We start from the raw sequence: 23,939 nt of genomic DNA, 5'->3' as shown, positions 1-23,939 counted from the left end.
ATGATTAATATATTTCTTTTAGGTTTGCCTGGTGCTGGCAAAGGTACGGTATCAGAACAAATTGTCGACAAATACCATCTAACTCATATTTCAACTGGGGATATGTTTAGAGAAGCAATGGCTAATGAGACTAAAGTTGGTCTTGAAGCCAAAAGTTACATTGATAAAGGTAATTTGGTACCAGATGAAGTTACTGCCAAGTTAGTTGAAGAACGTTTAGGCCAGCCCGATATTAATGAAGGGTATATTTTAGATGGTTTTCCTCGGACAATTGTTCAAGCGGAACTTTTCGAAGATATTGCTAAGCGCATGAATAAGCAATTAACAAATGTAATTTCACTCGAAGTTAAAGAAGAAACTTTGATAAAACGTTTATCAGCACGTTTTATGTGTAAAAACTGTGGTGCAACATATAATAAAATTACAAAGATGCCTAAAGTTAAGGATATTTGTGATCGTTGTGGTGGGCATGAATTTTACCAACGTGAAGATGACAAACCTGAAGTAGTAAAAAATCGTTTAGAAGTAAACGAAAAGATGAACACACCGCTGAAAGACTTTTACGAGAAAAAAGGTTTGTTAGCTGTTGTAAATGGTGAACAGACGCCTGAAGAAGTTTTTAAGAACGTTGATGCGGTTTTAAGTAAAAAGCAATAATTTGTATATTTACTTTTCCGTGTTATAATTTCAAAGTATGACTGTTTAAATGCGGAGGAACGGCTTTGGCAAAAGATGATGTCATAGAAGTGAAGGGTAAGGTTGTTGATACCCTGCCTAATGCTATGTTTAAAGTTGAATTGGAAAATGGAGCTGTGATTTTAGCACATGTTTCCGGTAAGATTAGGATGCATTATATTCGAATTTTGCCTGGAGACCGTGTTACTGTTGAACTTTCTCCTTATGATTTAACTAAAGGTAGAATAACTTATCGATTTATAAAGTAATAACGGAGGGAAACATGAAGGTTAGACCATCTGTTAAACCAATGTGTGAACATTGTAAGATAATTAAAAGAAATGGTCGTGTAATGGTTATTTGCTCTGCAAATCCAAAGCACAAGCAACGTCAAGGTTAAGATAATAGGAGGTGCAATTTATGGCACGTATTGCTGGTGTTGACTTACCAAGAGATAAAAGAATAGTTGTTGCATTAACATATATTTATGGAATTGGTGAACCAACAGCACAAAAGATTTGTGCGGATGCTGGTGTTTCTGAAGACATACGTTCAAAAGATTTGACTCCAGATGACCAAGAGAAGCTTCGTGCAGAAGTTGATAAATACCGTGTTGAAGGTGACTTACGTAGAGAAGTAAGCATGAACATCAAGCGGTTAATTGATATTGGTTCTTACCGTGGTATTCGTCACCGTAGAGGACTTCCGGTTCGCGGTCAAAATACCAAGAATAATGCCCGTACACGCAAGGGTAGCAAGAAAAATAAATAAAAATTTTTAAGGAGGTTTATTGATGCCTAAAACAGCACGTAAACGCCGTGTGAAGAAGCACGTTGAAAAAGGCGTTGCTCATATTCATTCTACGTTTAACAATACTTTAGTCATGATTACTGACGTTCAAGGCAATGCAATTGCTTGGTCTTCAGCTGGTGCATTAGGCTTTAAAGGTAGTCGTAAGTCTACACCATTTGCTGCACAAATGGCAGCCGAAGCAGCAGCTAAGAGCGCAATGGATCAAGGCATGAAACATGTAGAAGTTTCTGTTAAAGGTCCTGGTGCTGGTCGTGAATCTGCTATTAGATCACTACAAGCGACTGGACTTGAAATCACCGCTATTCGCGATGTTACACCAGTTCCTCATAATGGTTCTAGACCACCAAAACGTCGTCGTGTTTAATTTTGTTCTTAATGAAGGACATTGCGTTTTGAAAGGGGCCTAGTAATGATTGAATTTGAAAAACCAAATATTACCGTAGTAGACCAAGAGAAGTCTTATGGTAAATTTGTTATTGAACCACTTGAACGAGGCTTTGGTACTACTTTAGGTAACTCATTACGTAGAGTTTTACTGACATCTATCCCAGGTACAGGACTTGTTTACGTTCAAATAGATGATGTCTTACACGAATTCTCAACCGTTCCAGGCGTAAGAGAAGATGTCGCTAAGATAATCCTGAACCTTAAGAAACTTGAATTAAAGTCTTTTTCAGATGAACAAAAAATTATTGAAATTGACGTAGAGGGTCCGGCTACTGTAACCGCCGATGATCTTAAAGCTGACGCAGATATTCAAATCCTAAATCCTGATCAATATATTTGTACTATTGCTGATGGTGGCCACTTGCATATGCAAATTGCTGTTAAAAATGGTCGCGGCTATGTTGCAGCAAGTGACAACAAGAGCGAGGATATGCCAATTGGGGTTATTCCTGTTGATTCTTTATTTTCTCCAATAAAGAAGGTCAATTACCAAGTTGAATCAACTCGTGTTGGTAAAAGAGACGATTTTGACAAGCTCACTTTAGAGATTTGGACAGATGGTTCAATCAAGCCTAACGATGCCCTCAGTTTCGCAGCAAAAATATTAGTTGCACACTTTAAAGTGTTTGAAACTGCTGATGCAAATACTAAATTCAATGATGTAATGGTTGAAAAAGAGGACGATACAGCTGAAAAGAAGCTTGAAATGACAATTGAAGAGCTTGATCTTTCTGTTCGTTCATACAATTGTCTTAAACGTGCCGGTATTAATACACTGCAAGAACTAACTGACAAAACAGAAGCAGATATGATGCGTGTACGTAACTTAGGACGTAAATCGTTGGAAGAAGTTAAAAATAAATTAGCTGACTTGGGACTATCATTGCGTCAAGAAGATTAATTTAAAAAATAAAGGAGGTAAACTGATGGCATACCGTAAATTGGGTCGCGACAGTGCACATAGAAAAGCAATGCTGAGAGAAATGACTACTCAATTAATCATGAAGGAACGCATTACTACTACTGAAGCTCGTGCTAAAGAAGTTCGCAAAACCGCTGAAAAGATGATTACTTTAGGCAAACGTGGAGATTTGGCTGCAAGAAGAAGAGCAGCTGCCTTTGTTCGTGATGAGGTTGCAGATATTCATGAGGAAAAAGATGCAGTCGTTGTTAAATCAGCTTTGCAAAAGCTTTTTAGCGATATTGCACCGCGTTACAAAGATAGAAATGGTGGATACACCAGAATTATGAAGCTTGCTACAGCTCGTAAGGGTGATGCAGCTCCAATGGTTATTTTAGAATTAGTTTAATTCAAATAATCCAAACTTAATAGCTATTAAGAATTATCCGTGAGAGTGAGAATAAGCGTTAAGATGATGACGAAAGTTTAGTCTAGCTTAGATAATTATATTATCCCTCCTCATGGGTGATTTTTTTTGCTTTTTTCATTTTGCTTTAGTATTAAAACCATAAGATAATGTCTTAAAAATATTTAAACTTGACTCTGAATTAAATAAACATGGTTGATTTAGTAGTTGATAATTTTGGTGTGCAAAGGTGCCATTCAGTATTCAGAATTGTCCATATTTTTGGTACAATTGAATCAGACTTTTAGGACGGTAAGAGTATGGCAAATGATAATATTATTAAAATAAAAAATGTAAGTTTTTCGTATCCAGAGTCAGACACTCCCGCTATAGACAATATTAGTTTCAATGTGAGACGGGGTTCATGGACTTCAATTATTGGTCATAATGGTAGTGGTAAATCAACAATTATCCGCCTAATTAATGGCTTGTTGGTACCTGATGAAAGCGGAGACCCTTTAATCGAAGTAGATGGAATAAAACTAACGGACGATACAGTTTGGGAAGTTCGTAATAGAGTAGGTATTGTCTTTCAAAATCCTGATAATCAATTTGTTGGAGCAACAGTGGCTGATGATGTTGCATTTGGTTTAGAAAATCGTGGCATTCCTCATTCAGAAATGGTTAAAATAGTTCCGGAAGCAATTAAAGCCGTTGGAATGAGTGAATATGCCAACTCTGAGCCTGCAAATTTATCCGGTGGTCAAAAGCAAAGAGTGGCTATTGCTGGTATATTAGCTATTAAACCCAAAATAATTGTGTTAGACGAAGCTACTTCAATGCTCGATCCTGAAGGAAGAAATCAAATATTATCAATTGTTCAAGATATGAAAGATAAGTATGACTTGACTGTAATTTCTATTACTCATGATATTGATGAAGCTAATATGGCTGATCAAGTTTTAGTAATGAATGATGGCAAATTAATTACACAAGGAAGTACTAAAACAGTTTTTAGTCAGGTTAGTCTTCTTAAAAGTATAGGGTTAGATGTGCCCTTCTTTGAGCAAATTAAAGAAAAATTGCAGCAAGATGCAATAAAATTACCTGATAACTTAGATTCAGAAAAAGAGTTGATTAATTATCTATGTCAATTAAATTCAAAAATGTAAGCTACATTTATTCTCCCGAAACTCCAATGGCAAAAAAGGGTTTAGATAATGTTTCATTTGAGTTAAAAGATGGTTCTTTTAATGCAATAATTGGACATACTGGGAGTGGAAAATCGACTCTTATGCAGCATTTTAATGCTCTTATTAAACCTGCAACAGGAAAAATAGAAATAGCTAGCACAACTATAACACCAGAAACTACAAATAAAAATTTAAAAGATTTAAGAAGACATGTAAGTTTGGTTTTTCAGTTTCCTGAAACGCAATTGTTTGAAAATACAGTTTTAGATGACATTGCCTTTGGTCCTAAAAATTTTGGTTATGACAATGAGAAAGCTCATGAAAGTGCAAGATATTGGTTGAAAAAAGTTGGCTTATCTGAAGAAATTGGCAAAAGATCACCATTTGAGCTTTCTGGTGGACAAATGAGAAGAGTGGCAATAGCGGGAGTAATGGCATATGAACCAGATATTCTTTGTTTGGATGAGCCAGCAGCTGGTCTTGATCCAGAAGCGCGTAAACAAATGATGGCACTTTTTTCTGATTACCAAAAAGACGGGCATACGGTAATTTTAGTTACCCATAATATGGATGATGTGGCTAAATATGCTGACAATGTTTTAGTTATGGAACAAGGTAAACTTATTAAGCAAGACACACCTACAGAAATTTTTAAAAATCGTAAGTGGTTGCAAGAGCATCACCTTGAAGAACCTAAAGCTTCTTTGTTTGCAGCTAAATTAACTAATTATAAATTTACAAAAATGCCATTAAATATAAATAGTTTAGTAAAAGAAATAGAAGATAATTTGAAGGGGTGATTGCGTGAGTAAAATCTTAATTGGTCGTTATGTAGCTGGTGATTCGATAGTCTATAGAATGGACCCTCGAGGGAAATTACTCGCAACTATTCTCTTTATTTTATTTGTCTTTTTGGCTAATAATCCAATTTCATATCTTATAGTAACTATCTTTAGTTTAGCTGCAGTTGCTGCTACAAAGCTAAAGCCTAAAATCTTTTGGGATGGAGTAAAGCCATTAATTTGGCTGATTTTGTTCACTTCTTTTTTACAACTATTTTTTACTGTTGGGGGAACTGTATACTGGCGCTGGACAATCTTTGCCTTATCAAGTTACGGCATTACTAATGCAATTTTTATATTTATTCGTTTTACTGTAATTATTTTAATCTCCACAGTAATGACGGTTACAACTAAGCCACTTGAAATTGCTGATGCGATCGAATGGCTATTAAAGCCGCTTAAATTGATTCGTATTCCAGTAGATAAGATAGCACTTGTAATGTCAATAGCACTCCGCTTTGTGCCCACTCTATTTGATGAAACTTTTAAAATAATGAATGCTCAGCGCTCACGTGGTGCAGATTTTAATAACGGCGGATTAGTTACTAGAGCAAAGGCAATCACACCACTATTAGTGCCACTGTTTATTAATTCTTTGGAAACAGCAATTGATTTATCAACTGCGATGGAGTCTCGCGGATATCGCGGTGATAAGGGAAGAACAAAATTTAGAGTATTAAAATGGTCTAATGTAGACTTTATAAATTTGTTTTATTTTGTTTTATTATTAGGACTTCTATTAGTATTTAGGACACATTGATGACAACAAGATATAAAATGACAGTCGCTTATGACGGCCATCTATTTCACGGATTTCAGTATCAGCCACACCAAAGAACTGTGCAAGGTACAATTGAAACAGCATTATATAAAATGACAAAAGGCAAAACCGTGATTGTCGAAGGTTCAGGCCGTACAGATGCTGGTGTTCATGCACTAGGTCAAGTAATTCATTTTGATTATCCAGGTAAACAAATTCCACCTGAAAGAATGATTTGTGCATTGAATTCAATGATGCCACTAGATATTATATTTAAAAAATGCGCAGTAGTTGATGAAAAATTTCATGTTCGATATAGTGCAAAAGGTAAGTGGTATCGGTACTGTGTTAGTTTGGATAGGTTTGTTGACCCCTTTAAACGTTTCTATACAGGACACTATCCTTATCCAGTTAATATAGAAAAAATGAAAAAAGCAGCTACTGATTTGCTGGGCACCCATGATTTCACTAGCTTTGCTGCTAGTGGTGGCCAAATAAAAAACAAAGTGCGTACGATGTATTACGTAAATATACAAAAAGATCAAAGAAATAATGAAATTATCTTTGATTTTATTTGTTCAGGGTTCCTGTATAATATGGTCCGTATTTTAGTGGCTATGTTATTAGAGATTGGCAGAGGGAAACGTCCTGTAAATGATATTCCCCGGGTAATATCTGCTAAGGATCGAGAACAGGTGAGAGAAACTGCTCCAGCAAGTGGACTATTTTTGTACCATGTTTTTTATGAAAATATACCGGAAAAGTACAGGCTTGATAGGGATTAATATTGACTTTTTAATTAAAAAGACTTATTATATTTAAGTATGTTTGTCCACGATAGGCCCCGGAATCTTATTGTTTTCAAACAACGTATAAACGGAGGAAATTAAATTGCGTACTACACAATTAGCGAAACCTAATGAAATTGAACGTAAGTGGTATGTTATTGACGCAACAGATGTATCTTTAGGTCGTCTGTCAACTGCAGTAGCAACTATTTTAAGAGGTAAGAATAAGCCTCAATATACACCAAACGTTGACACTGGTGATAACGTCATTGTTATTAATGCTGCTAAACTAAAGTTAACGGGTAAAAAAGCTACTGACAAGATTTATTACCATCACTCTGATTACCGTGGTGGTATAAAAGCCACTCCAGCTGGAGACTTGCTGGCTAATAATCCAGTTAGATTAGTTGAATTGTCAGTTAAGGGTATGCTTCCTAAAAATACTCTTGGTCACCAAGAATTTATGAAGATGCATGTTTATGCTGGTGCTGATCACAAGCACGAAGCACAAAAGCCTGAAGAATTAGACATTAACAAATTAATCTAGGAGGTTAAATAATGGCACAACAAGTTGCATATGCAGGTACCGGTCGGCGCAAGAATTCTGTTGCGCGTGTTCGTTTAGTACCAGGTAGCGGCAAGATTACCGCTAATAACAAAGATATTGATCAATACATTCCGTTTCCTAACTTAGTTAAGGATTTGAAACAACCATTGACTTTGACTGAAACTGAAAATCAATACGACGTTAAGGTTAACGTAAATGGTGGTGGTTTCTCTGGGCAAGCTGGAGCTATTCGTCTAGGAATTGCACGTGCTCTTTTAGAAGTTGACCCTGATTTTCGTGGTCCTTTAAAGAAAGCAGGATTCTTGACTCGTGATCCAAGAATGGTTGAACGTAAGAAACCTGGTCTTAAGAAAGCTCGTAAAGCTTCACAATTTAGTAAACGTTAATCAGTACGATTATATCAAAGTTTCAAAGCACTTCATGGTTTATATCATGGGGTGTTTTTTTATAATCTCTAGCAATATTTACACCCACTTTACGCACCAATCAAACTTACACCATTATTTTAAAAAATCAATATACTATCGGCTTGGATAATCCTAACTAGAAACAGTTTAACGGCTAAATAAATGATGTTGCAATCATAGTGAGGTATAAAAATGGACACAAAACCAGTAATAGATGTGCTAAATTTAAGTAAGCGATATGAAAATTTTCAGCTACAAATTAATAATTTAAAAATAAATGAAGGTAGTATTGTTGGTTTAATTGGTAAAAATGGGTCAGGTAAGTCAACTTTTTTGAATTTACTATTAAATCAAATAAAAAGTGAAATAGGCAATGTAAAAATTTTTGGTTTGGATTATGCTAAAGATGAATACCAGATAAAACTTAACTTAGGTGTAATTTTGGAGCAAAATTATTTTCCAAACTCATTTTCTGTTCAACAAATTGAAAAAATGCTAGAAAAAATTTATCCCAGGTGGGATAAAAAACTCTATCACAATTTAGTTGATGAGTTTGATTTACCTACCAATAAGCCTATTAGTAATTTTTCAAGAGGGATGCTTGTTAAATTAAGTTTTGCTGCCACTCTTTCTCATCATCCTAGACTCTTAATTGCTGATGAAGCAACTAGTGGGCTTGACTCCATTGTAAGGAGAGAAATCTTATCTATGTTAAAAGAATATGTAAATAATAATCAAATGACGGTATTATTGTCTTCACATATCTTAAGTGATTTAGAACAAGTTGCTAACTATTTTATTTTTATGGAAAATGGCAATATTTTATTAAAGGGTAGTCAAGGTGAGTTGCTTAATCATTATGCAATTAAAACAGAGATAACAGACCTTCCATTGAAGAACATCAAATATAAACTATACCAAGATAACATGATTCAATATCTAGTTGAAGTATCACAAGAAAGTGTTGATTATATAGATTATGCTTCATTAGAGGAAATATTCCTATTTTTAGTAAAAGGAGTAAAGATAGATGAGAGGACTTCTTTATAAGGATTTTCAACTTATACTAAATAAGCTAAGTGTGAAAAGTAGATTGCTAATCATATTAGTACTAGTTTTGGTGACAATTTTTGGTAGGGAGTCTGGAACGATTTTTCTCTCAATAATGGGACCGATTAGTTTAGCATCAATGCCAACTGGTCTATTGGTTGCTGACCAAGAAAGTGGATGGAACAGATTCGTAGGTGTTTTTCCTATTCCCAAAAGAAATATAGTTTTGGCTAGATATATTTTTTGTATTTCTTTAATTGTATCTATTAGCTTTATAACTTTAATTTTAAGCATTGCTACTGCTCTAATTTTCCAACAATTTAGCCTTCAAATTCATATATTGATATCGATAGTTGGCTTATTGATTGGTATCATGTATGTAGTACTCTTACTCCCAGCAGTTTATGTTTCAGGTACGTTTGGAAGCACAATTGTGAATATACTGGTTTTAGTCCTTATTATGGGAGGGGTTTATATTTTGCAGAAAACGACTTGGGGTCTATCATTCATCGCTTGGATTGGTAATATTAATTCTTTCCTGCTAGTAATCACAAGCTGTATCTTAATTGCCGTAATATCAATCGTTTCACTGATAATTTCAACAAAAGTATATTCCAACACATTTAAGTAGTTAGGAGTTTGAACTATTATGACTAAAAAATTATATCATCAAATAGCCGTTGCTTTAGCAATAGTTTCAATTGTACTCGCAGTCGGGATACTAATTTGGGGAGAAAAAGGGACTGCTTTTATTGCAATTATTCCCGCCTTAATTGCAGATTTAATAGAACGTAGGGGAAAGAAAACAAAATAAGTAAGCGTAAATCTATAATTGTTGAAAATATGCTTTTTGTTCTTAATTTTTAAATATCAGAAAGACGCCAGCTAAGTATAAAAGTGCCTTTCTAATTTATGTTCTATTGAAATAATTAACTCGGAGCACTCTACAAAAATTTAACCAAAGTAAGTTATTAAATGCTGTAAACTTTTAGTATTTATCAGCTCAATTCATATATTTTTAAAAGTGAAATTCATACCATTCAGATAAAATTAGTTGAAACTTATTGAAACAGCACTTTCAGAAAGCGAGAAGACACCTGATATTAAAGTCTTTTAAAATTTAGTTAAACCAGATCTTAAGAAGGTTCGTAACGCTTCACGATTTAGTAAGCGCTATTTACTTATTCTTAGTGTATTGCATTATTTATTATAATAATTATCAAAGGTAGGATTATGACAAAAATTGAATTAACACGTTTTCGTATTAAAAAAGGTAAAGAATTAAGAGCACAGGAATGGATGGATTTTTTAAATAAACATCATCAAGATACTGTGGCAACAATGGCTGGAGAAAGAATGTATATTGAGACTGTATTTAAAGAGGAAAGTTCGGATGGTTACACATACTTTTATTGGTATTCTATCCAAGGAGAAGGAGGCAGTGCTGTTGAAGATTCGGAAAGCTATATTGATCAAAAACACTTAGAGTATTGGGAAGAGTGTATCGATAGTGCTTATAAGCCGGTGAATATGAAAGTGATGGAAAAACTAGTAGCACCTAAAATTAATAGCATTATAGATGCTGATTAAGTGAAAAAGTTAAGTTGCTTGAATAAAAGAAGAATGAAAAACGTCAGATATAGTCTGACGTTTTTACTATTTGGTTTTTATTCATATCTTAAAGCTGCGATTGGATCTAGTTTTGCTGCTCGTTTGGCAGGTAATGTTCCCGCTAAAAAGGTAATTAAGCAAATGATACCAATAATTAGTAAGCTGCTAGACCAGTTGAATTGAATTAAAGTAAAGCCATCTAGACCTTTTAAGAATGATTTAGCAGCAAAATTGTTTAAGGCATTGCCTAAACCCATTGCTAGTAGTAATCCCAATGAAGAGCCAAGCAAACCAATTAAGATTGCTTCACAGCTGAAAATGGAAAATACTTTACCCTTGCTGAGTCCTAATGCCTTCATAAGACCAATTTCTTTTGTACGATCTCTCACTGACATGTACAGAGTATTGACTACTCCAAAGCTGGCAGCTACCAAGGCGATAGCTCCAAAAACAATTAAAACCCCAGTGACTGCGTTGAATGTTAGGAAAAGCTCATTGACTGCTTCCTTAAGGGTCATACCCGAATATCCTTTTTTAGCTAGATTATCTTCAATTTTTTTAATACTGCTAGCACTCTTGTTAATAGGGGTAGCCATAACACTGGTATACTTATCTTTTAATGCTTGCGGAAGTCCTTTTTGGTTGGCTGAAACTATTTTTTGTCCTAAGCCATTACTGTAAATGGCAAAACCTTTTGATACTATACTGTCATTTCTTATTCCAACAACCGTAGCAGATATTTTTGCTCTTTTCTTAGTGACGGGTGATTTTGTGACTAAAGTTACTTTTTTACCGAGAGCATCTTGAGCATTTTTGAAGCCGTAGGATTTAACCATTGGTTTAGTGATTAGAATCTGTGATTTTTTTCCACTAGTAGCAACTTGGTGACCAACTTTTAAGTCGTAGTTGATCCCTTGGGTTATTTGCGCAGTTATAAGATATTTAGTTTTATTAGGGCCTTGAACATAGTCAACATCACAGTCTTTTAACGCTTTAAAATCTTTCAAGCCTTTAACTGATTTGATTTTTTTAATGTCTCTTTTGTCCATCATACCGTCGGCACTTTGACTACTCTTCTTGGTACTATATTTTTGAGGCTCATTAGCATCTTGACTTGAGCTCCCAAGTGATATGCCCATTTGCTCAGTTTTACCTACATTACCGACCTGCTTTTTCAAATAATCATTAACACCATTATTAATACCCATAGTAAAGGCAATAGTTAAGGAGCCAATGAAAACGGCTATAATGGTTAGGAATGTTCTCCCTTTATTGTGCCATAAGTTTGTAGCCGCAGAATTTAGAATATCATGGAATCTCATTGCTGTGTTCCTCCCACTATTTGACCATCTTTAATCTGAACTTGACGCGCACACTTTTTTGCTAAATCAGGATCGTGAGTAACAATTATTAAGGTAATATTTTTTTCTTGATGTAGTTTAAATAAAATATTTTCAATATTTTCGCTAGTAGCTGAATCCAAGTTTCCTGTCGGCTCATCTGCAAAAATAATTTCTGGGTTGTTCACTAAGGCCCGTGCAATACAAACACGCTGCTTTTGACCCCCTGACAAGTCACTTGCTTTATTTTTAACTTTACTTTCTAAACCAACTGCTTTGATGGCTGCCAATGCCTTTGATCTGCGTTCTTTTCCTGTAATTCCACCTATTTTTAAAGGAAGCATTACATTTTCTAACACGCTATCTTGAGCATTTAAGAAAAATTGTTGAAAAACAAAGCCAAAGGTCTGATTGCGCAATTTATTTAATGTTTTGTTTTTAATTTTACTTGTGGGCTCATTATTTAGCCATACGCTACCAGTAGTAGGGTGGTCGAGGAGTGCCAAGATGTGCATTAAAGTAGACTTGCCTGAACCACTTTTGCCAATGATAGCAACAGAATCACCTTTGTCAATCTGTAAATTAATTCCTCGTAAGGCTTCAAATTTGGTTGCTCCCTTGCCATAGGTGCGAGTTACCTCACGGGTTTCAAGTAAACTCATAGATTCTCCTTCTTTCTTGTATTACTGTAATACATATATAATACACCATGATTAAAAAAAGGCAAATATTTTTTAAAAATTTTTCAGACTAGGCAAACCAGGATTCCATAATTTTTATCTCTGGTTTTTCAAAGTTAATTTGTGTGAGTGCGCCATAAGGTAGAGCGGTCCTTGGATAAGCGTGGCCAATATTTACATTATATAAAATTGGTGTATTGAACTTAGCAGTTTCTTCCAACAAGATTTGTTTATATTCTGCAAAATACTTTTTATCTTGAGGTTTGCCTACTAAAATTGCGCGAACATTTCCTAAAATACCAACTTCTTCTAATTTAGCTAATTCTTGACGATAAAGTTCAGGAGCTGGTTTTTCTTCACATGTTTCTATAAAAAGTATTTTATCTTTGGCTCCTTCCGGTGTGAGTATAAGCTGATACTGGTTAATAACAGATGGTTCGTCTGGATATCGATTTGTTATTAAGTCATCATAAAGGCTATCGATGCAGCCACCCCATAGTCTACCTCGAACTTTTCCATGGCCACGTAAAACTTCATAACCAGTGTCTTTGTGGCTTATTCTTTCTTTACCAATTTGTTTAATTGAGAAATCAGTTCTTTCTTCATACCAGTTTTCACTTGCAGGAATGAGAGTAACCGGTGGATTTTTAAAGTAATGTATTAAAGTCTTTTTTGTATAAGGTAAAAGTTCATTAGCCAGTTCTGCAAAATCAGTTAAAAAACTCGGTCCATAGAATGTTTGCAAGCCCATTTTGTAAAACATTAGATGATTATTCGTAGTATCAGAGAAGCCACTAAATAACTTGGGATGATCACAGACAGTTTTTTTAAATTCCTGATCTGCCATTAAATAGGGCAAAGTTCTGTAAGTGTCATCTCCGCCAATAGCAGCAAAAATACCTTTAATTTCTGGATCTAGAAATGCTGCTTTTAAATCGGCGGCACGTTCAGCTGGATGACTTTTAACAAAAGTACTACCTGAAACGGCATGTGGCATAAATACAGGATTTATGCCAAGTTGTTTCATGTGCTTAATTCCTTGTTTTAGTTCATGGGAAGCAAAACTTTCACCTAGAGTACCAGCTGATAAACTAACGATTGCTACTTTTTCACCTACGTGTAATTGCTTGGGTTTTATTAGCATAGATTGCTCATCTTCTTTCTTAATGAACTTCAATTTTATTAATAATACAATAAAAATTTATTCTTAAAAACCTTTTTAACGAGGTCAAAAAGGTTAAATAAGAGTATGACATCCGAATAAATATAATTTAAATAGAAAATTGGAATAATGGCTTGAAAGCATCTCAATTAAGCTCTACAATATTATATAAAATATAATACTGAAAGAAATAATTATGGCAATAGTAATTCCCAACCGTCTACTAGATGGCATCATTTTGTCTTTTATCAAAAAAAATAATATCTATAGCCGTGTTATAACTGAGCAAGCTAAAGCAACCTTTGGTGTTTCCGAGTCTGTTACTTATCCTGTTCTAAGAAGATTGAAGAACGACAAATTTTTATCAACTTATTCTAAGTCTTTTCAAGGGAGAACTAAGAATTATTATCAAATTACTTCTTCAGGCAAAACAGAATTAAGATTAATAAAGGAAGAATGGCAAAATTTTAGCACTAAAATAAACCAAGTTTTGGAGGACGCAAATGAATAAAATAATTGATAATTACATTTTGCGATTAAAAGATAATCTTACTAATCTGTCTGATTCAGATATTCAAGATGTTGTGCAATTTTACCAGGAATTATTACTTGATGGCAATTTCCACAGTGAAGCTGACATGATTACGGAGTTAGGGACACCCAAACAGTTAGCTCGAAAAATCATGGCCGACTATTCTGTTTCAATACCCGAAAAAGAAGAAGAGTTGCACGAAGCCTCTTCAAAGTCTAATTTAAAGACTATTTGGGTCATTTTATTAGGAGTTCTAGCAGCACCTGTCGGCATCCCTTTAGCTATTGCGGCAGTGGTAGTTATGGTAGCAGCATTGCTTGCCTTGACGGCCATATTTATAGCTTTGGCTATCGTTATTACGTCTCTATTTGTTTCTGGTATTTTTATTTTTGTTAGATCGTTTGGACTTCTTTTTGGTAGTTATTAGGCTTCTGGCTTTTTCTATATTGGAGGAGGCTTAGTTTTAACATGTATCAGCTTAATGCTGTTACCAATAATTATGAAGTTTATCCGTTTCTTAACTGCAGAATGTACTGCTTTTTTTCAACATATTGGCAGGAGAATTTTGAAGCATCGTTACTATAAAACAAATGCTTAACTGGTAAAGGAGGATTAATTATGAAAAACTTTTATCGCATATGTGGATTGGCTTTAATTGCTGGTCTGGTTATGATGCTTGTCGGTTGGTCCAATAATGGTGTTAAACCAATAATCGCTAATCGTAACTACTTTACTCTGAAAGCTATTGATAATACTTAGCTCACACGTACATATATTTCAAACCGCAAATTTAATAAAGTTTTTGTTCAAACTGACTCCTCTGATATTTATCTGCATTCAGGTAAAAATTACCAAGTTAGAGTTACAGGTGTTAATCCAGACACTGTACAAGTCAAAATAGCCAATAACCGTTTGGTATTTACGAGCCCAAACCTCTTGCAATAAATTGGGGTAAAATTGGCTCCAAAATTGACGTAACGGTTCCTCAAAATGTTCACTATACTGAATTTGATAGCAACAGTGATCACGGAAATATCAGGCTAAAAGACCTGAGAGTTAAGGCATATTTTATAAGTTGTGCCGACGGTTATCTAAATATTGATAATATTCATGCCAAAAGTACAAGTTTATCAACTGGAGCAGGTAAAAGATTGACAGTTAATAACTCTGATCTGGGAGAATCAGGTGTCAAAATGAAAGGAGGCTGGTGCGAACTTTTAAATTGTTGTACATCAATGACTCTAGATACTTCTAACACTAATATTACAATTTCCAATTCGCAGTTAATCAATAGAAATTCTTTTACTTTACAAAGGAGCAATTTAGCAATTAAAAATGCCCCTAACCTGAGTTATCAATTGACTGCAGATGGTAAAGCAATTAAGTACAAAGGTTCAAAGCCTTATGAAAACTTTATCAAAAATAATTCCAAGAAAAATTTTCTTCTGGCAGATTCAACAGAAGGAAATATTACTATTAAATAAAATTTATACCCATTGTCTGTTATAAGCAAATTGAGTCCTAAACGCCAAATAGTTTTCAGGGCTATTTTTATATCTATATATTTCATATAGGAAATGATATAAGTTACACAAAGATTTACAAAACGGGCGGATTGTTCTTTTTTTAATAATTAAATATAAAAATATGTCTCCTCTATGTACATGTATACTGGAGAGAGCGATTACATGATGCTAAGATGATTAATAGGAGATGAAATTATGAAATTAGAAAAAGCTATGACAGTTCTTGGATGGATTGCTTCTATAACGGCTATCATAATGTATGTGTCTTATATACCGCAAATTATTAACAATTTACATGGCGTTAAGGGTAGTCCTATTCAACCATTAGCAACGGCAATTAATACATTTTTATGGGTAATTTATGCCTTGTTTAAAAAAGATCGTGATATTCCTTTAGCTGCTTGTAACGCTGCAGGAGTTGTTTTTGGATTAATCACATTTTTCACTGCACTATAATTTTGTTAAAGTTTGAGAGGTAAGAAAATGGTAAAAATTAAGATTACTAATCCACAAGAAAAGATTAAAATTCCTGTTCCAGTTAAGTTTTCGGCCCCTGATGATATAACAGGGAATTATTGGGTTGTTAAAAACAATTCTGGAAAGACTTGTGTAGCACAGAGGTTACATAATGATCCAGATCATAATTTTGTTGCTATAGTCAATTTCTCCGGCTCTGAAGAAGAATTATCTTTTGATCACGAAATTGAGGAGGACAAAGTTAAAGGTATCAAAAAGATACCTACAGCTAAAGAAAAAGATGCTTATGTACATTTAAATACTGGTAAGTTTGATTTTGAACTTTGTCGTGGTACTGCTCAAGGTGAAGGTTCATCTAAATGGGGCTTACGACATTTCATGGCCGTGGATGAAAAACGGGATTTGTTGCCATCAGGAAATAATGCCATGGGTGGCTTTTATGGTCCCTTCTTCACTCCTGATAATGGTTTGATCAATCCGGCTGAACATATAATTGTAGATATCGAACCAGTTGAAGATGGTCCTGTTATGAAAGAGTATCGTTTATCAGGCAGAATACCAGACGGTTTAAAACCAGAATTACACGGAAAGCGTTTTGCTTTGGACTGGTCTTTTTATTACGATGTTCCTTTCTTTTCGCGCGTTTACCATGTAGATCATTTTCAAACCACAGTTAATCAACGATCAATTGTCGACAAAATCACTGTAGGTGATGAATTTGAAAGTGGAATTGGACAATTAGTATTTGATCGCTTTGCCACGTATGACGGTGTATGGTATCGAGAAGGAGATCCATATTCTGGTCAACTAGCAAATAAAGTACAAGAGTTAGTTCATGATGGTCAAAAACGGAGTGATCGTTTTGAAGATTTTAGAAAACAACTTACAAGCAATATGGCCAATGCACATTGGGATCTGTATTGGCGCTTATTCTCTGTTTGGGAAAATGCATTATCTCAAGATGAGATAGAGAGTAATTTACATGATGTTCGTCAGAAGGCATTTGTATTGGCTGAGTTGAATGATCGTCCATGGTTATTTAGTGCTGATCCAGTTAATGTTAGTGAAGTTAGCGATCAGACTGTCTTTGCTGGACCCGCAACTAAGAGTGCTGAAATTAATACTCAAACAGGTCAGGCCATGGTTTGGCAAACTGAACATGCGTCAAATGCTTTCCAAATTGTTCAGAGACCACAATCAGGCTGGCAAAATTGGGGAACTAATGCAGAAAATGAGTGTCCCTCACTACCAGTGGGTAGTTTGATTCATACTGCGTATGGACCTTACGAAAATAATTGGCGTGAGATTGCAGATAGTTTGGAAGCCTTAGCTGATGTGAGAACAGAAGCAGAGTAAGACAGGTTTAAAACATATGAACCAAAAAAGCCGAGAATCCTGCTATTTTAAGCTAGATTTCTTGGCTTTTTATATAATTTAAATGTGTACTAAACATATTTAAACTATATTTGGCAGAAGCGTAAATTTTAAATAACAAATAGCAAAAAAAGAAAAAATAAGAAATTTATTTTGAATATATAATATTAAAGTTGCAAGCATAAAAATAGCTAAAAAACGTAATATCCTGTAAACTAATAATAAGCTTTTATGGGAAAGAGGATGTTTAGTTTAGAAATAAAATTTTTAAACTAAAGACAATTTTTTAAAAAACGTTGTTAATTAACAACTAATTTTTAATAATCATGTAAGCAGAAAACTTCGGATAAATATCAGAGGCTTTCTGTTTTTTTAAAATAAACTAATTATTGTCTTTAATACATAAATCAAGTTTAGCTTTTTATAAATGGCTCAATTACGATAAATATGGCTTTTCTATTCAAACAGCTTAATTATAAATTTAATCGAATAATGGAGGAGATAGCATGTCCCAAAAATCAGAACTACTATTCAAAATAACCCCCAAGTCCGGTTTAACTGATGCTGAGGTAGAACGAAAGCGCAGTAAATTTGGTCCTAATGAGTTGCTCGAAAAGAAAGCAATTCCACTGTATAAAAAGATATGGCACCATTTAAAAGATATTTCGTCCTTAGTTCTTTTATTGGCGATAGTATTAGCGACATATTTGGCTTTATTCCAAAATGGTGGGTGGACTAAAACAATTGTAATCAGCTTGATTTTAGTTATTAATGTGGTAATTGGCTTGTATCAGGAAGCTTCAGCCGAAAAATCGCTGGCAGCTTTGAAGGCAATGAGTTTGCCCATAGCTAAAGGTAGACGTGATGGTCGAGATATTACAATAGCTGTTTCTGAATTAGTGCCAGGTGATTTGATCTATTTAAATACTGGTGATCAAGTTCCAGCAGATGGTGTTATTTTAGACGAGACTAATTTAGCAGTGGATGAAGCAATTTTAACTGGTGAAAGTTTGCCCGTTTCCAAAAAAAATTATCGTCTCAAAAGCAATTTAACTGACGATGAACGCGTCTTTTCTGGTACTGCAGTTGTCAGTGGTAGAGCACTTGTTCAAGTTAGTGCTATTGGAATGGCAACGGAGATTGGTAAAATTGCTAACCTTTTGAATAAAACTGAAAAGAGAGAAACACCTTTACAGGGCAAGTTAGATAAATTATCCAAGTGGATGACTGTTTTTGCCGGCTTGGGTGGACTTGTAATTTTTACATTGAGTTTAGGAATGCAGAATAAGACTTTAGCAGACAGCTTGATGATTGGTCTTTCTTTAGCAGTTGCAGCTGTTCCCGAAACCTTACCGATTATTGTGACAATCAGTTTATCTCGTGGTGTCAAAAAAATGGCTGAGCGCAATGCTATTATTAGACACATTGGTGCTGTGGAGACTATAGGTAACGTGGATGTTATTGCTACTGACAAAACTGGCACTTTAACTCAAAATAAAATGACCATTACTAAATATTGGACACCTGAAACGGGTATTAAGAAAGCGGCTGATTTACCCAAAAGCGGACAAAATTTATTGAAAATGCTAGGGTTAGCTAACAATGCCAAAATTATGGAAAAAGATGGCTCGGAAGAAGTTGTTGGCGATGCTACCGAAGTTGCGATTGTAAACTGGTTACACCAACAGGGCTGCTCGCGGCAAGAGCTGGAAAATGAAGCACCTCGTATAGCAGAAGATCCCTTTGATTCTAATAAAAAAATGATGACGACGGTTCATCGCTTAACTGATGGACGTCAATTAGTAATCGTTAAAGGTGCTTGGGACAGGCTGCACTTAGATAAAAAAGAACCAGTTAAATCTGGTCAAAAAGCTCATGATGATTTTGCTAAAAATGCGTTAAGAGTATTAGCAGTTGGGTATAAGGTAATAGCTTCTAATGCGGATCCAACTGATTGGGCTGTAAATAATTCCAATTTAAAACTTGCTGGTATGATTGGATTAATTGATCCTCCTCGACCTGAGGTATCCAGAGCTGTTACTAAAGCAAAACAGGCAGGCATCAAGACTGTAATGATTACTGGTGATCATCTTGTAACGGCCAAAGCAATAGCTGAAGAAATAGGTATTTTAGATTCTGATCAAAAAGCAATTACAGGGTCAGAATTACAAAAAATGACAGATTCTGAATTGAAAGATTGTATTCAAGATATAAGAGTTTTTGCTCGCGTTTCTCCCAGCGACAAAATTAGAATAGTTCAAGCATGGCAAGATCTTGGTAAAACAGTCGCAATGACAGGTGATGGTGTTAATGATGCACCAGCTCTTAAAGCAGCGGATGTTGGAATTGCCATGGGCAAGACGGGTACAGAAGTGGCAAAAGAAGCTGCTGACATGATTTTGACGGATGATAATTTTGCCACGATTATTAAAGCTGTGGCAGAAGGCAGAACTGTTTATCAAAATATTATTAAGGCTGTTGAATTCTTAATTGGTGTCAATTTCGCGCAAATTTTCCTAATGGTTATTAGTACAATTATAGGTTGGGGTGCACCACTTTTAGCAGAACAATTGTTAATTATTAATGTACTTGCAGATGGAATACCTGGATTCTTTATCAGCAAAGAACCTGGTGAACCAAGCATAATGGATCAAAATCCAATAGGTAATGATGAAAGCATTCTTGGCCGTGGATTAATGCAAAGAATGATTATTCGCGCGATTACTTTCACGATTTTAACTTTGAGCATGTATGCTTATGGCAGATTTATTCTTTCAACTAATAACCCACAAGTCGGGATGACCATGGTCTTTTTAGTATTAGCACTGGGATCAATGATTGATATTTACGCTATTAAGGATTCTCAACCAATCACACTGCAAACTTTTAAAACCAATAAAATGCTTAATTGGGGACTACTACTAAGTATGATACTGGTTTTATCGCTGACACTCTTACCTCGTTTGCGACAGTTTTTGCACTTGGCCTTGCTACCCGTTCAGGGCTGGCTGGTCGTTTTGGTTGGCAGTTTAATTCCTGTTTTTGTTCTGGAAGTTAATAAACATTTGACTAACAACATTCAAATGGAAGCAGAAAAGAATAGTTGCTAAAGAATTGATTTCAAAATAAGCCTTGAAAGTCGTCAAAATTTCAAGGCTTATTTTTTGTCATTACTGATAAAATTTTTTTCTTTTATAGTTAAATAATTAATTATTATTGACATATAAATGTAATAAAGTTACAATTTTGTTACAAATTATTATTATAGTTTATTTTTGAGGTTAAAAAATGAAACACAAGTATTTTAGAACAGTTTTATGTTCTGCAGCCATCCTTTTTCCTTTTACAACATTAACCACTTTAACCGTGACCAAAGCAGAAAGTACTGATACTGCTAAGCCAGCAGCAGTTAGTCCTGCAACCGACCCAGGTATGACCGTTACGCCTGCTAAACGGTTTTCTAAAGAAGGTTACGTATTTAAATTAGCTAGGAATGCTACTGTTTATCACGAAGTTAATGATTTCATTAGTCATACTTCTAAGCCGTTTGGCAAAAGCTGGGTTAAGAAAATGGCAGATAAAAATATAAAATTTAAGATTACTGAATTTGGTACCGGAAAGGTTGAATTGGTCGCTCACATAGTTGATCAAAGTGGCAAAAATCAAGGCTGGGTTACCTTCTTTAATGGCGATCTTTATAACATAAATACTAAGAGAAAAGCTTTACAGCCACTGATCAAAGCCGAGTTAAAAGTCATGGATTCACAGTTTGAAGGCAAAAAGCCATCACTAATTCAAACTAAAAATGAGGCTAAAAAGCTACACGGTCAAAACAAAGAAATTGCCAATAAATCAATAAATGAAATGAAAGACTGGTTTGCTTATAAAGGTGATTTATCGTTTACACAATATCCGTCACTATTAGTTGGTAAATAGTTTATTTTACTTTTTATACCTAATATATATTCATGAATAAAAGGACTTTGCTTTAATAAAGAATATTTTTAACTACCTACTTAAGAAATTGAGCGTTGGTTTTTGAATTTATATATTTAACCGGAAATGTGTCTATGCCGAAATGCTTTGATATTAGTAATAACTATGTTTACAACCTAAACCAATTTTAGCTAAATTTTTAGGAAAAATATTTCTTTTCAGTTCTTCTCGAGAAAAGAGATTGGCAATATAAGAAAAGTAAATGACTTAAGTAAGAAAGAAAAACTGAACCGTCCGAAACTTGAAAAATAAGAAAACCGCGTCAATCACTATATTGATGCGGTTTTTGTTTCTATCTTTTAAGTTTAACTTTAAACTAAAGTTTTTTGTCTTTTGGTTTCCAAAACTTTAAAGTCATGTTGAATAGGCTGGGTAATTTTAGTCGTTGTAGCAGGATCCAGAACAAATTTTGTCATTGTTGGGCAATCCTCTGGTTGAATATATAAACTTCTGCTTGAAACATCATATCCTGCCCAGTAACCTGAATAATCACATTTGTCCTCACCTTCGTGAAGATGCTCTAATCCCCGTGGAATCATGACCGATTTGAATACATTATATAGTTGAGGAATTCCCTGATCTGAATGGAATGGTGCTAAAAATTTAGAAATAAATGTTCCACGAACAAAACGTGATGGAGCAGTATAGTCACCAGGTAATCCTAATAATCCAGAACCACTTTCAATTTGTTTAATGTCTAGCTGATCACTGATTTGGTGATGACCCAAATTGTGATTGGTTAAATGTAAGTAATTACGCAAATTGTCAAGGTGCCAAGGATATTCTGGACTGTTGGTCATAACGCCAATACCATCATATATTTTAAAGGCCCCATTATTAACCGGCTCCAAAATAACGCTTTTGCCACTTGGATCACAGAAAGTGTAATGCATTGGAATTGGAGTAGGGATGCCAGTGTCTGCATTTTCCCAATCAGGATAATTGGTTTTTTCTTGGCCAAGATGCTTAAAAGCTTCTTTTATTTCAGCGATACTGCCAAAATTACTTAAAACATATGCAACAACTTCTTCGCCAATTATAGGTTTTAATCCTCGCTTTTTAAGACTTTCTACTGTATCCCAAGAAGCCTCTTCTAAGAATTGTGCATCACCAACTATACCTGCACTATTTATACCATCATTAAAAAAAAGTGAATCATTGACGTTGATACCCATAAACGGATATTTGGTCGTCCAGCTTTGGTGCAAACCCTTTAATTCATAGTTTGCAGGAAAAGTAGTCATTTTGCTATCCGCACTAGGTTTAAAGGGATCAAATGTAAAGTCCATAGTCCGTCCCCAAAATACGTCACCACTATCAGATTTAATTGCAATAGTTGTACACATGCTTAATACCTCCCGTTATTTGTTTTCCCCTTTTAAGGGTAATTTAATTTTATCATATTTTTAAAATACCTCTTAAAAAAATATTTCTGTAAATAAGAAGTACTAGTTCATAGGTGTTTAGCAGTAAAAAAATAAATTAATGCCAATTTCCTGCTACAAAAAATTGTTATCTTAATGTTAATTACGGTCACTTAATAAATATTCGAAAGAATGAAATGACTAAGACTAATGTTAAATTTACTTATTTAATTGTTATAGTCAATTTTTTAACTCAAATTTTGCGGGACAAGCTAACGCAACTCATTTTTGATAGGTGGTTCAGGAATTATTTTACTTTTGATGTTATCTAAAGTTATGAATAAGTTAAAAATCTATCGTAATAAAAAAAGTGAAGTTTAAAACTTCACCTTTTTGTGTCAGAGAAAAATTTACAAACTATCTTGAATATTGTCGGCTAGATAATTGTATAACATGCCCGCCTTTAGATCCTTAGTTTCAATTCCCAGAGCTTCTGCAATTGCATATGCAAACGCCCAAGCAGTTGCCGGACCGCGACTAGTAATGACTTTATGTTCATCATCAGTTACAGTGATATTTTCCTTGAAGTGACCACTTGGTGCATCTTTTTCGGTTTGTTTTTCAAACCCGGGATAACATGTATAATCAGCGTCAGCTATAACGCCATAATGGGCGAGAGCAATAGGGGCAGCACACATTGCGGCATCCCACTTGCCAGCGTTATGCCGTTTTATCATTAGATCTGCCAGTTTTTCATTATCACGTAAATTTTCTGCTCCGGTTGTACCACCTGGAAGAGCTACTACGTCATAATCCAATAGACTGTCAGTAACAGTTTTATCACAAGTAAGTTTTATATTGTGTGCACCATTTACCGTTGTACTAGTAAGCCCAACCATATCAGCTTGAATACCTAAGCGCCGTAATACATCAATAACGCTTAAACCTTCAACTTCTTCACAACCATCGGCAAAAATCACAGCTACTTTTTTCATTTGTTTTACCTCACAATTCTTTTACTTTATTA

Annotated in this window: 30 protein-coding genes; 25 read left to right on the top strand and 5 right to left on the bottom strand. The window is 34.6% G+C overall.

All coding sequences use genetic code 11. The annotated features are described in order from the left end of the window. The 17 genes from LACWKB10_RS06860 (at position 1) to LACWKB10_RS06785 (ending at position 10,440) form a co-directional block, all read left to right on the top strand. Positions 1-657: an adenylate kinase gene (locus LACWKB10_RS06860; RefSeq protein ID WP_034980410.1), complete on the top strand. Its 657-nt coding sequence runs from the start codon at positions 1-3 to the stop codon at positions 655-657. Positions 658-722: 65 nt separating this feature from the next. Next, complete coding sequence (gene infA / locus LACWKB10_RS06855; RefSeq protein WP_034980408.1) at positions 723-944, top strand: translation initiation factor IF-1; 222 nt, start codon at positions 723-725, stop codon at positions 942-944. 14 nt (positions 945-958) lie between these two features. Continuing rightward, a complete protein-coding gene (gene rpmJ / locus LACWKB10_RS06850) occupies positions 959-1,075 on the top strand; it encodes a 50S ribosomal protein L36 (protein WP_006729432.1) in 117 nt (38 codons plus the stop codon). Between the two features lie 20 nt (positions 1,076-1,095). Beyond that, a complete protein-coding gene (gene rpsM, locus LACWKB10_RS06845; protein ID WP_034980405.1) occupies positions 1,096-1,446 on the top strand; it encodes a 30S ribosomal protein S13 in 351 nt (116 codons plus the stop codon). Between the two features lie 22 nt (positions 1,447-1,468). Then, entirely contained in the window at positions 1,469-1,852 is a 384-nt protein-coding gene (rpsK, locus tag LACWKB10_RS06840; protein ID WP_034980403.1) for a 30S ribosomal protein S11, read from the top strand. A 45-nt stretch (positions 1,853-1,897) separates the two neighbouring features. After that, the gene (locus LACWKB10_RS06835; protein ID WP_034980402.1) at positions 1,898-2,836 is read left to right on the top strand and encodes a DNA-directed RNA polymerase subunit alpha; all 939 of its coding nucleotides are present in this window, start codon (positions 1,898-1,900) and stop codon (positions 2,834-2,836) included. Positions 2,837-2,861: 25 nt separating this feature from the next. Further along, a complete protein-coding gene (gene rplQ / locus LACWKB10_RS06830) occupies positions 2,862-3,245 on the top strand; it encodes a 50S ribosomal protein L17 (protein ID WP_034980401.1) in 384 nt (127 codons plus the stop codon). A 317-nt stretch (positions 3,246-3,562) separates the two neighbouring features. Then, a complete protein-coding gene (locus tag LACWKB10_RS06825) occupies positions 3,563-4,414 on the top strand; it encodes an energy-coupling factor ABC transporter ATP-binding protein (protein WP_034980400.1) in 852 nt (283 codons plus the stop codon). Next, the gene (locus tag LACWKB10_RS06820) at positions 4,390-5,235 is read left to right on the top strand and encodes an energy-coupling factor transporter ATPase (RefSeq protein ID WP_034980398.1); all 846 of its coding nucleotides are present in this window, start codon (positions 4,390-4,392) and stop codon (positions 5,233-5,235) included. Before LACWKB10_RS06825 ends, LACWKB10_RS06820 begins: the two co-directional genes overlap by 25 nt. A gap of 4 nt (positions 5,236-5,239) precedes the next feature. Further along, positions 5,240-6,037: an energy-coupling factor transporter transmembrane protein EcfT gene (locus tag LACWKB10_RS06815; RefSeq protein WP_034980397.1), complete on the top strand. Its 798-nt coding sequence runs from the start codon at positions 5,240-5,242 to the stop codon at positions 6,035-6,037. Further along, positions 6,037-6,822 (top strand): tRNA pseudouridine(38-40) synthase TruA, encoded by a 786-nt coding sequence (gene truA, locus LACWKB10_RS06810; protein WP_034980396.1) that lies wholly within the window; start codon positions 6,037-6,039, stop codon positions 6,820-6,822. The genes LACWKB10_RS06815 and truA overlap by 1 nt, the downstream gene beginning before the upstream one ends. A 106-nt stretch (positions 6,823-6,928) precedes the next feature. Continuing rightward, positions 6,929-7,372, top strand: a complete 444-nt coding sequence (gene rplM, locus LACWKB10_RS06805) for a 50S ribosomal protein L13 (RefSeq protein WP_034980395.1) — start codon at positions 6,929-6,931, stop codon at positions 7,370-7,372. Between the two features lie 11 nt (positions 7,373-7,383). After that, positions 7,384-7,779: a 30S ribosomal protein S9 gene (gene rpsI, locus LACWKB10_RS06800; RefSeq protein ID WP_034980394.1), complete on the top strand. Its 396-nt coding sequence runs from the start codon at positions 7,384-7,386 to the stop codon at positions 7,777-7,779. Between the two features lie 213 nt (positions 7,780-7,992). Then, a complete protein-coding gene (locus tag LACWKB10_RS06795) occupies positions 7,993-8,850 on the top strand; it encodes an ABC transporter ATP-binding protein (protein ID WP_034980393.1) in 858 nt (285 codons plus the stop codon). Then, entirely contained in the window at positions 8,831-9,481 is a 651-nt protein-coding gene (locus LACWKB10_RS06790) for an ABC-2 transporter permease (RefSeq protein WP_034980391.1), read from the top strand. The genes LACWKB10_RS06795 and LACWKB10_RS06790 overlap by 20 nt, the downstream gene beginning before the upstream one ends. Before the next feature lie 18 nt (positions 9,482-9,499). Beyond that, a complete protein-coding gene (locus LACWKB10_RS10215; protein WP_161779314.1) occupies positions 9,500-9,664 on the top strand; it encodes a hypothetical protein in 165 nt (54 codons plus the stop codon). Positions 9,665-10,083: 419 nt separating this feature from the next. After that, positions 10,084-10,440 carry a DUF6176 family protein gene (locus tag LACWKB10_RS06785; protein ID WP_034980390.1) on the top strand — a complete coding sequence of 119 codons (357 nt, stop codon included), beginning with the start codon at positions 10,084-10,086 and terminating at the stop codon, positions 10,438-10,440. Between the two features lie 77 nt (positions 10,441-10,517). Here LACWKB10_RS06785 and LACWKB10_RS06780 read toward each other — a convergent pair whose 3' ends face one another. The 3 genes from LACWKB10_RS06780 to LACWKB10_RS06770 form a co-directional block, all read right to left on the bottom strand. Beyond that, positions 10,518-11,783 (bottom strand): ABC transporter permease, encoded by a 1,266-nt coding sequence (locus LACWKB10_RS06780; protein ID WP_034980389.1) that lies wholly within the window; start codon positions 11,781-11,783, stop codon positions 10,518-10,520. Then, positions 11,780-12,463, bottom strand: a complete 684-nt coding sequence (locus LACWKB10_RS06775) for an ABC transporter ATP-binding protein (RefSeq protein WP_034980388.1) — start codon at positions 12,461-12,463, stop codon at positions 11,780-11,782. The genes LACWKB10_RS06780 and LACWKB10_RS06775 overlap by 4 nt, the downstream gene beginning before the upstream one ends. Positions 12,464-12,551: 88 nt before the next feature. After that, a complete protein-coding gene (locus LACWKB10_RS06770) occupies positions 12,552-13,625 on the bottom strand; it encodes a S66 peptidase family protein (protein ID WP_034980387.1) in 1,074 nt (357 codons plus the stop codon). A 214-nt stretch (positions 13,626-13,839) separates the two neighbouring features. Between LACWKB10_RS06770 and LACWKB10_RS06765 the strand changes: the two genes are divergently transcribed. The 8 genes from LACWKB10_RS06765 to LACWKB10_RS06735 all read left to right on the top strand — a co-directional run bounded on the left by LACWKB10_RS06765 (position 13,840) and on the right by LACWKB10_RS06735 (position 21,488). Continuing rightward, positions 13,840-14,154, top strand: a complete 315-nt coding sequence (locus LACWKB10_RS06765; protein WP_034980386.1) for a PadR family transcriptional regulator — start codon at positions 13,840-13,842, stop codon at positions 14,152-14,154. Continuing rightward, positions 14,147-14,602 (top strand): DUF1700 domain-containing protein, encoded by a 456-nt coding sequence (locus LACWKB10_RS06760; RefSeq protein ID WP_052060321.1) that lies wholly within the window; start codon positions 14,147-14,149, stop codon positions 14,600-14,602. Before LACWKB10_RS06765 ends, LACWKB10_RS06760 begins: the two co-directional genes overlap by 8 nt. Positions 14,603-14,793: 191 nt before the next feature. After that, positions 14,794-14,934: a hypothetical protein gene (locus LACWKB10_RS10210; RefSeq protein ID WP_161779313.1), complete on the top strand. Its 141-nt coding sequence runs from the start codon at positions 14,794-14,796 to the stop codon at positions 14,932-14,934. 158 nt (positions 14,935-15,092) lie between these two features. Then, positions 15,093-15,659, top strand: a complete 567-nt coding sequence (locus tag LACWKB10_RS10030; RefSeq protein ID WP_081945358.1) for a DUF4097 family beta strand repeat-containing protein — start codon at positions 15,093-15,095, stop codon at positions 15,657-15,659. A 237-nt stretch (positions 15,660-15,896) separates the two neighbouring features. Next, entirely contained in the window at positions 15,897-16,157 is a 261-nt protein-coding gene (locus LACWKB10_RS06750; RefSeq protein WP_034980382.1) for a SemiSWEET family transporter, read from the top strand. A 27-nt stretch (positions 16,158-16,184) separates the two neighbouring features. After that, entirely contained in the window at positions 16,185-17,534 is a 1,350-nt protein-coding gene (locus LACWKB10_RS06745; RefSeq protein WP_034980380.1) for a hypothetical protein, read from the top strand. Between the two features lie 524 nt (positions 17,535-18,058). Then, entirely contained in the window at positions 18,059-20,662 is a 2,604-nt protein-coding gene (locus LACWKB10_RS06740) for a cation-translocating P-type ATPase (RefSeq protein ID WP_052060320.1), read from the top strand. 178 nt (positions 20,663-20,840) lie between these two features. After that, positions 20,841-21,488, top strand: coding sequence for a hypothetical protein (locus LACWKB10_RS06735; RefSeq protein WP_034980378.1), 648 nt, complete (start codon positions 20,841-20,843; stop codon positions 21,486-21,488). 371 nt (positions 21,489-21,859) lie between these two features. On the opposite strand, the gene LACWKB10_RS06730 is transcribed toward LACWKB10_RS06735, so the two are convergent. Together LACWKB10_RS06730 and LACWKB10_RS06725 are read right to left on the bottom strand one after the other, a co-directional pair. Then, a complete protein-coding gene (locus LACWKB10_RS06730) occupies positions 21,860-22,894 on the bottom strand; it encodes a linear amide C-N hydrolase (protein WP_034980376.1) in 1,035 nt (344 codons plus the stop codon). A gap of 428 nt (positions 22,895-23,322) precedes the next feature. Continuing rightward, the gene (locus tag LACWKB10_RS06725; protein ID WP_034980374.1) at positions 23,323-23,907 is read right to left on the bottom strand and encodes a DJ-1 family glyoxalase III; all 585 of its coding nucleotides are present in this window, start codon (positions 23,905-23,907) and stop codon (positions 23,323-23,325) included. Positions 23,908-23,939: the final 32 nt, after the last annotated feature.

Origin of the sequence: Lactobacillus sp. wkB10, from assembly GCF_000760615.1 — a bacterium.
Classification (GTDB): Bacteria; Bacillota; Bacilli; order Lactobacillales; family Lactobacillaceae; genus Lactobacillus; species Lactobacillus huangpiensis.
The sequence above is the reverse complement of the archived record's forward strand: the minus strand, read 5'-3'. Positions and strand labels throughout refer to the sequence as shown.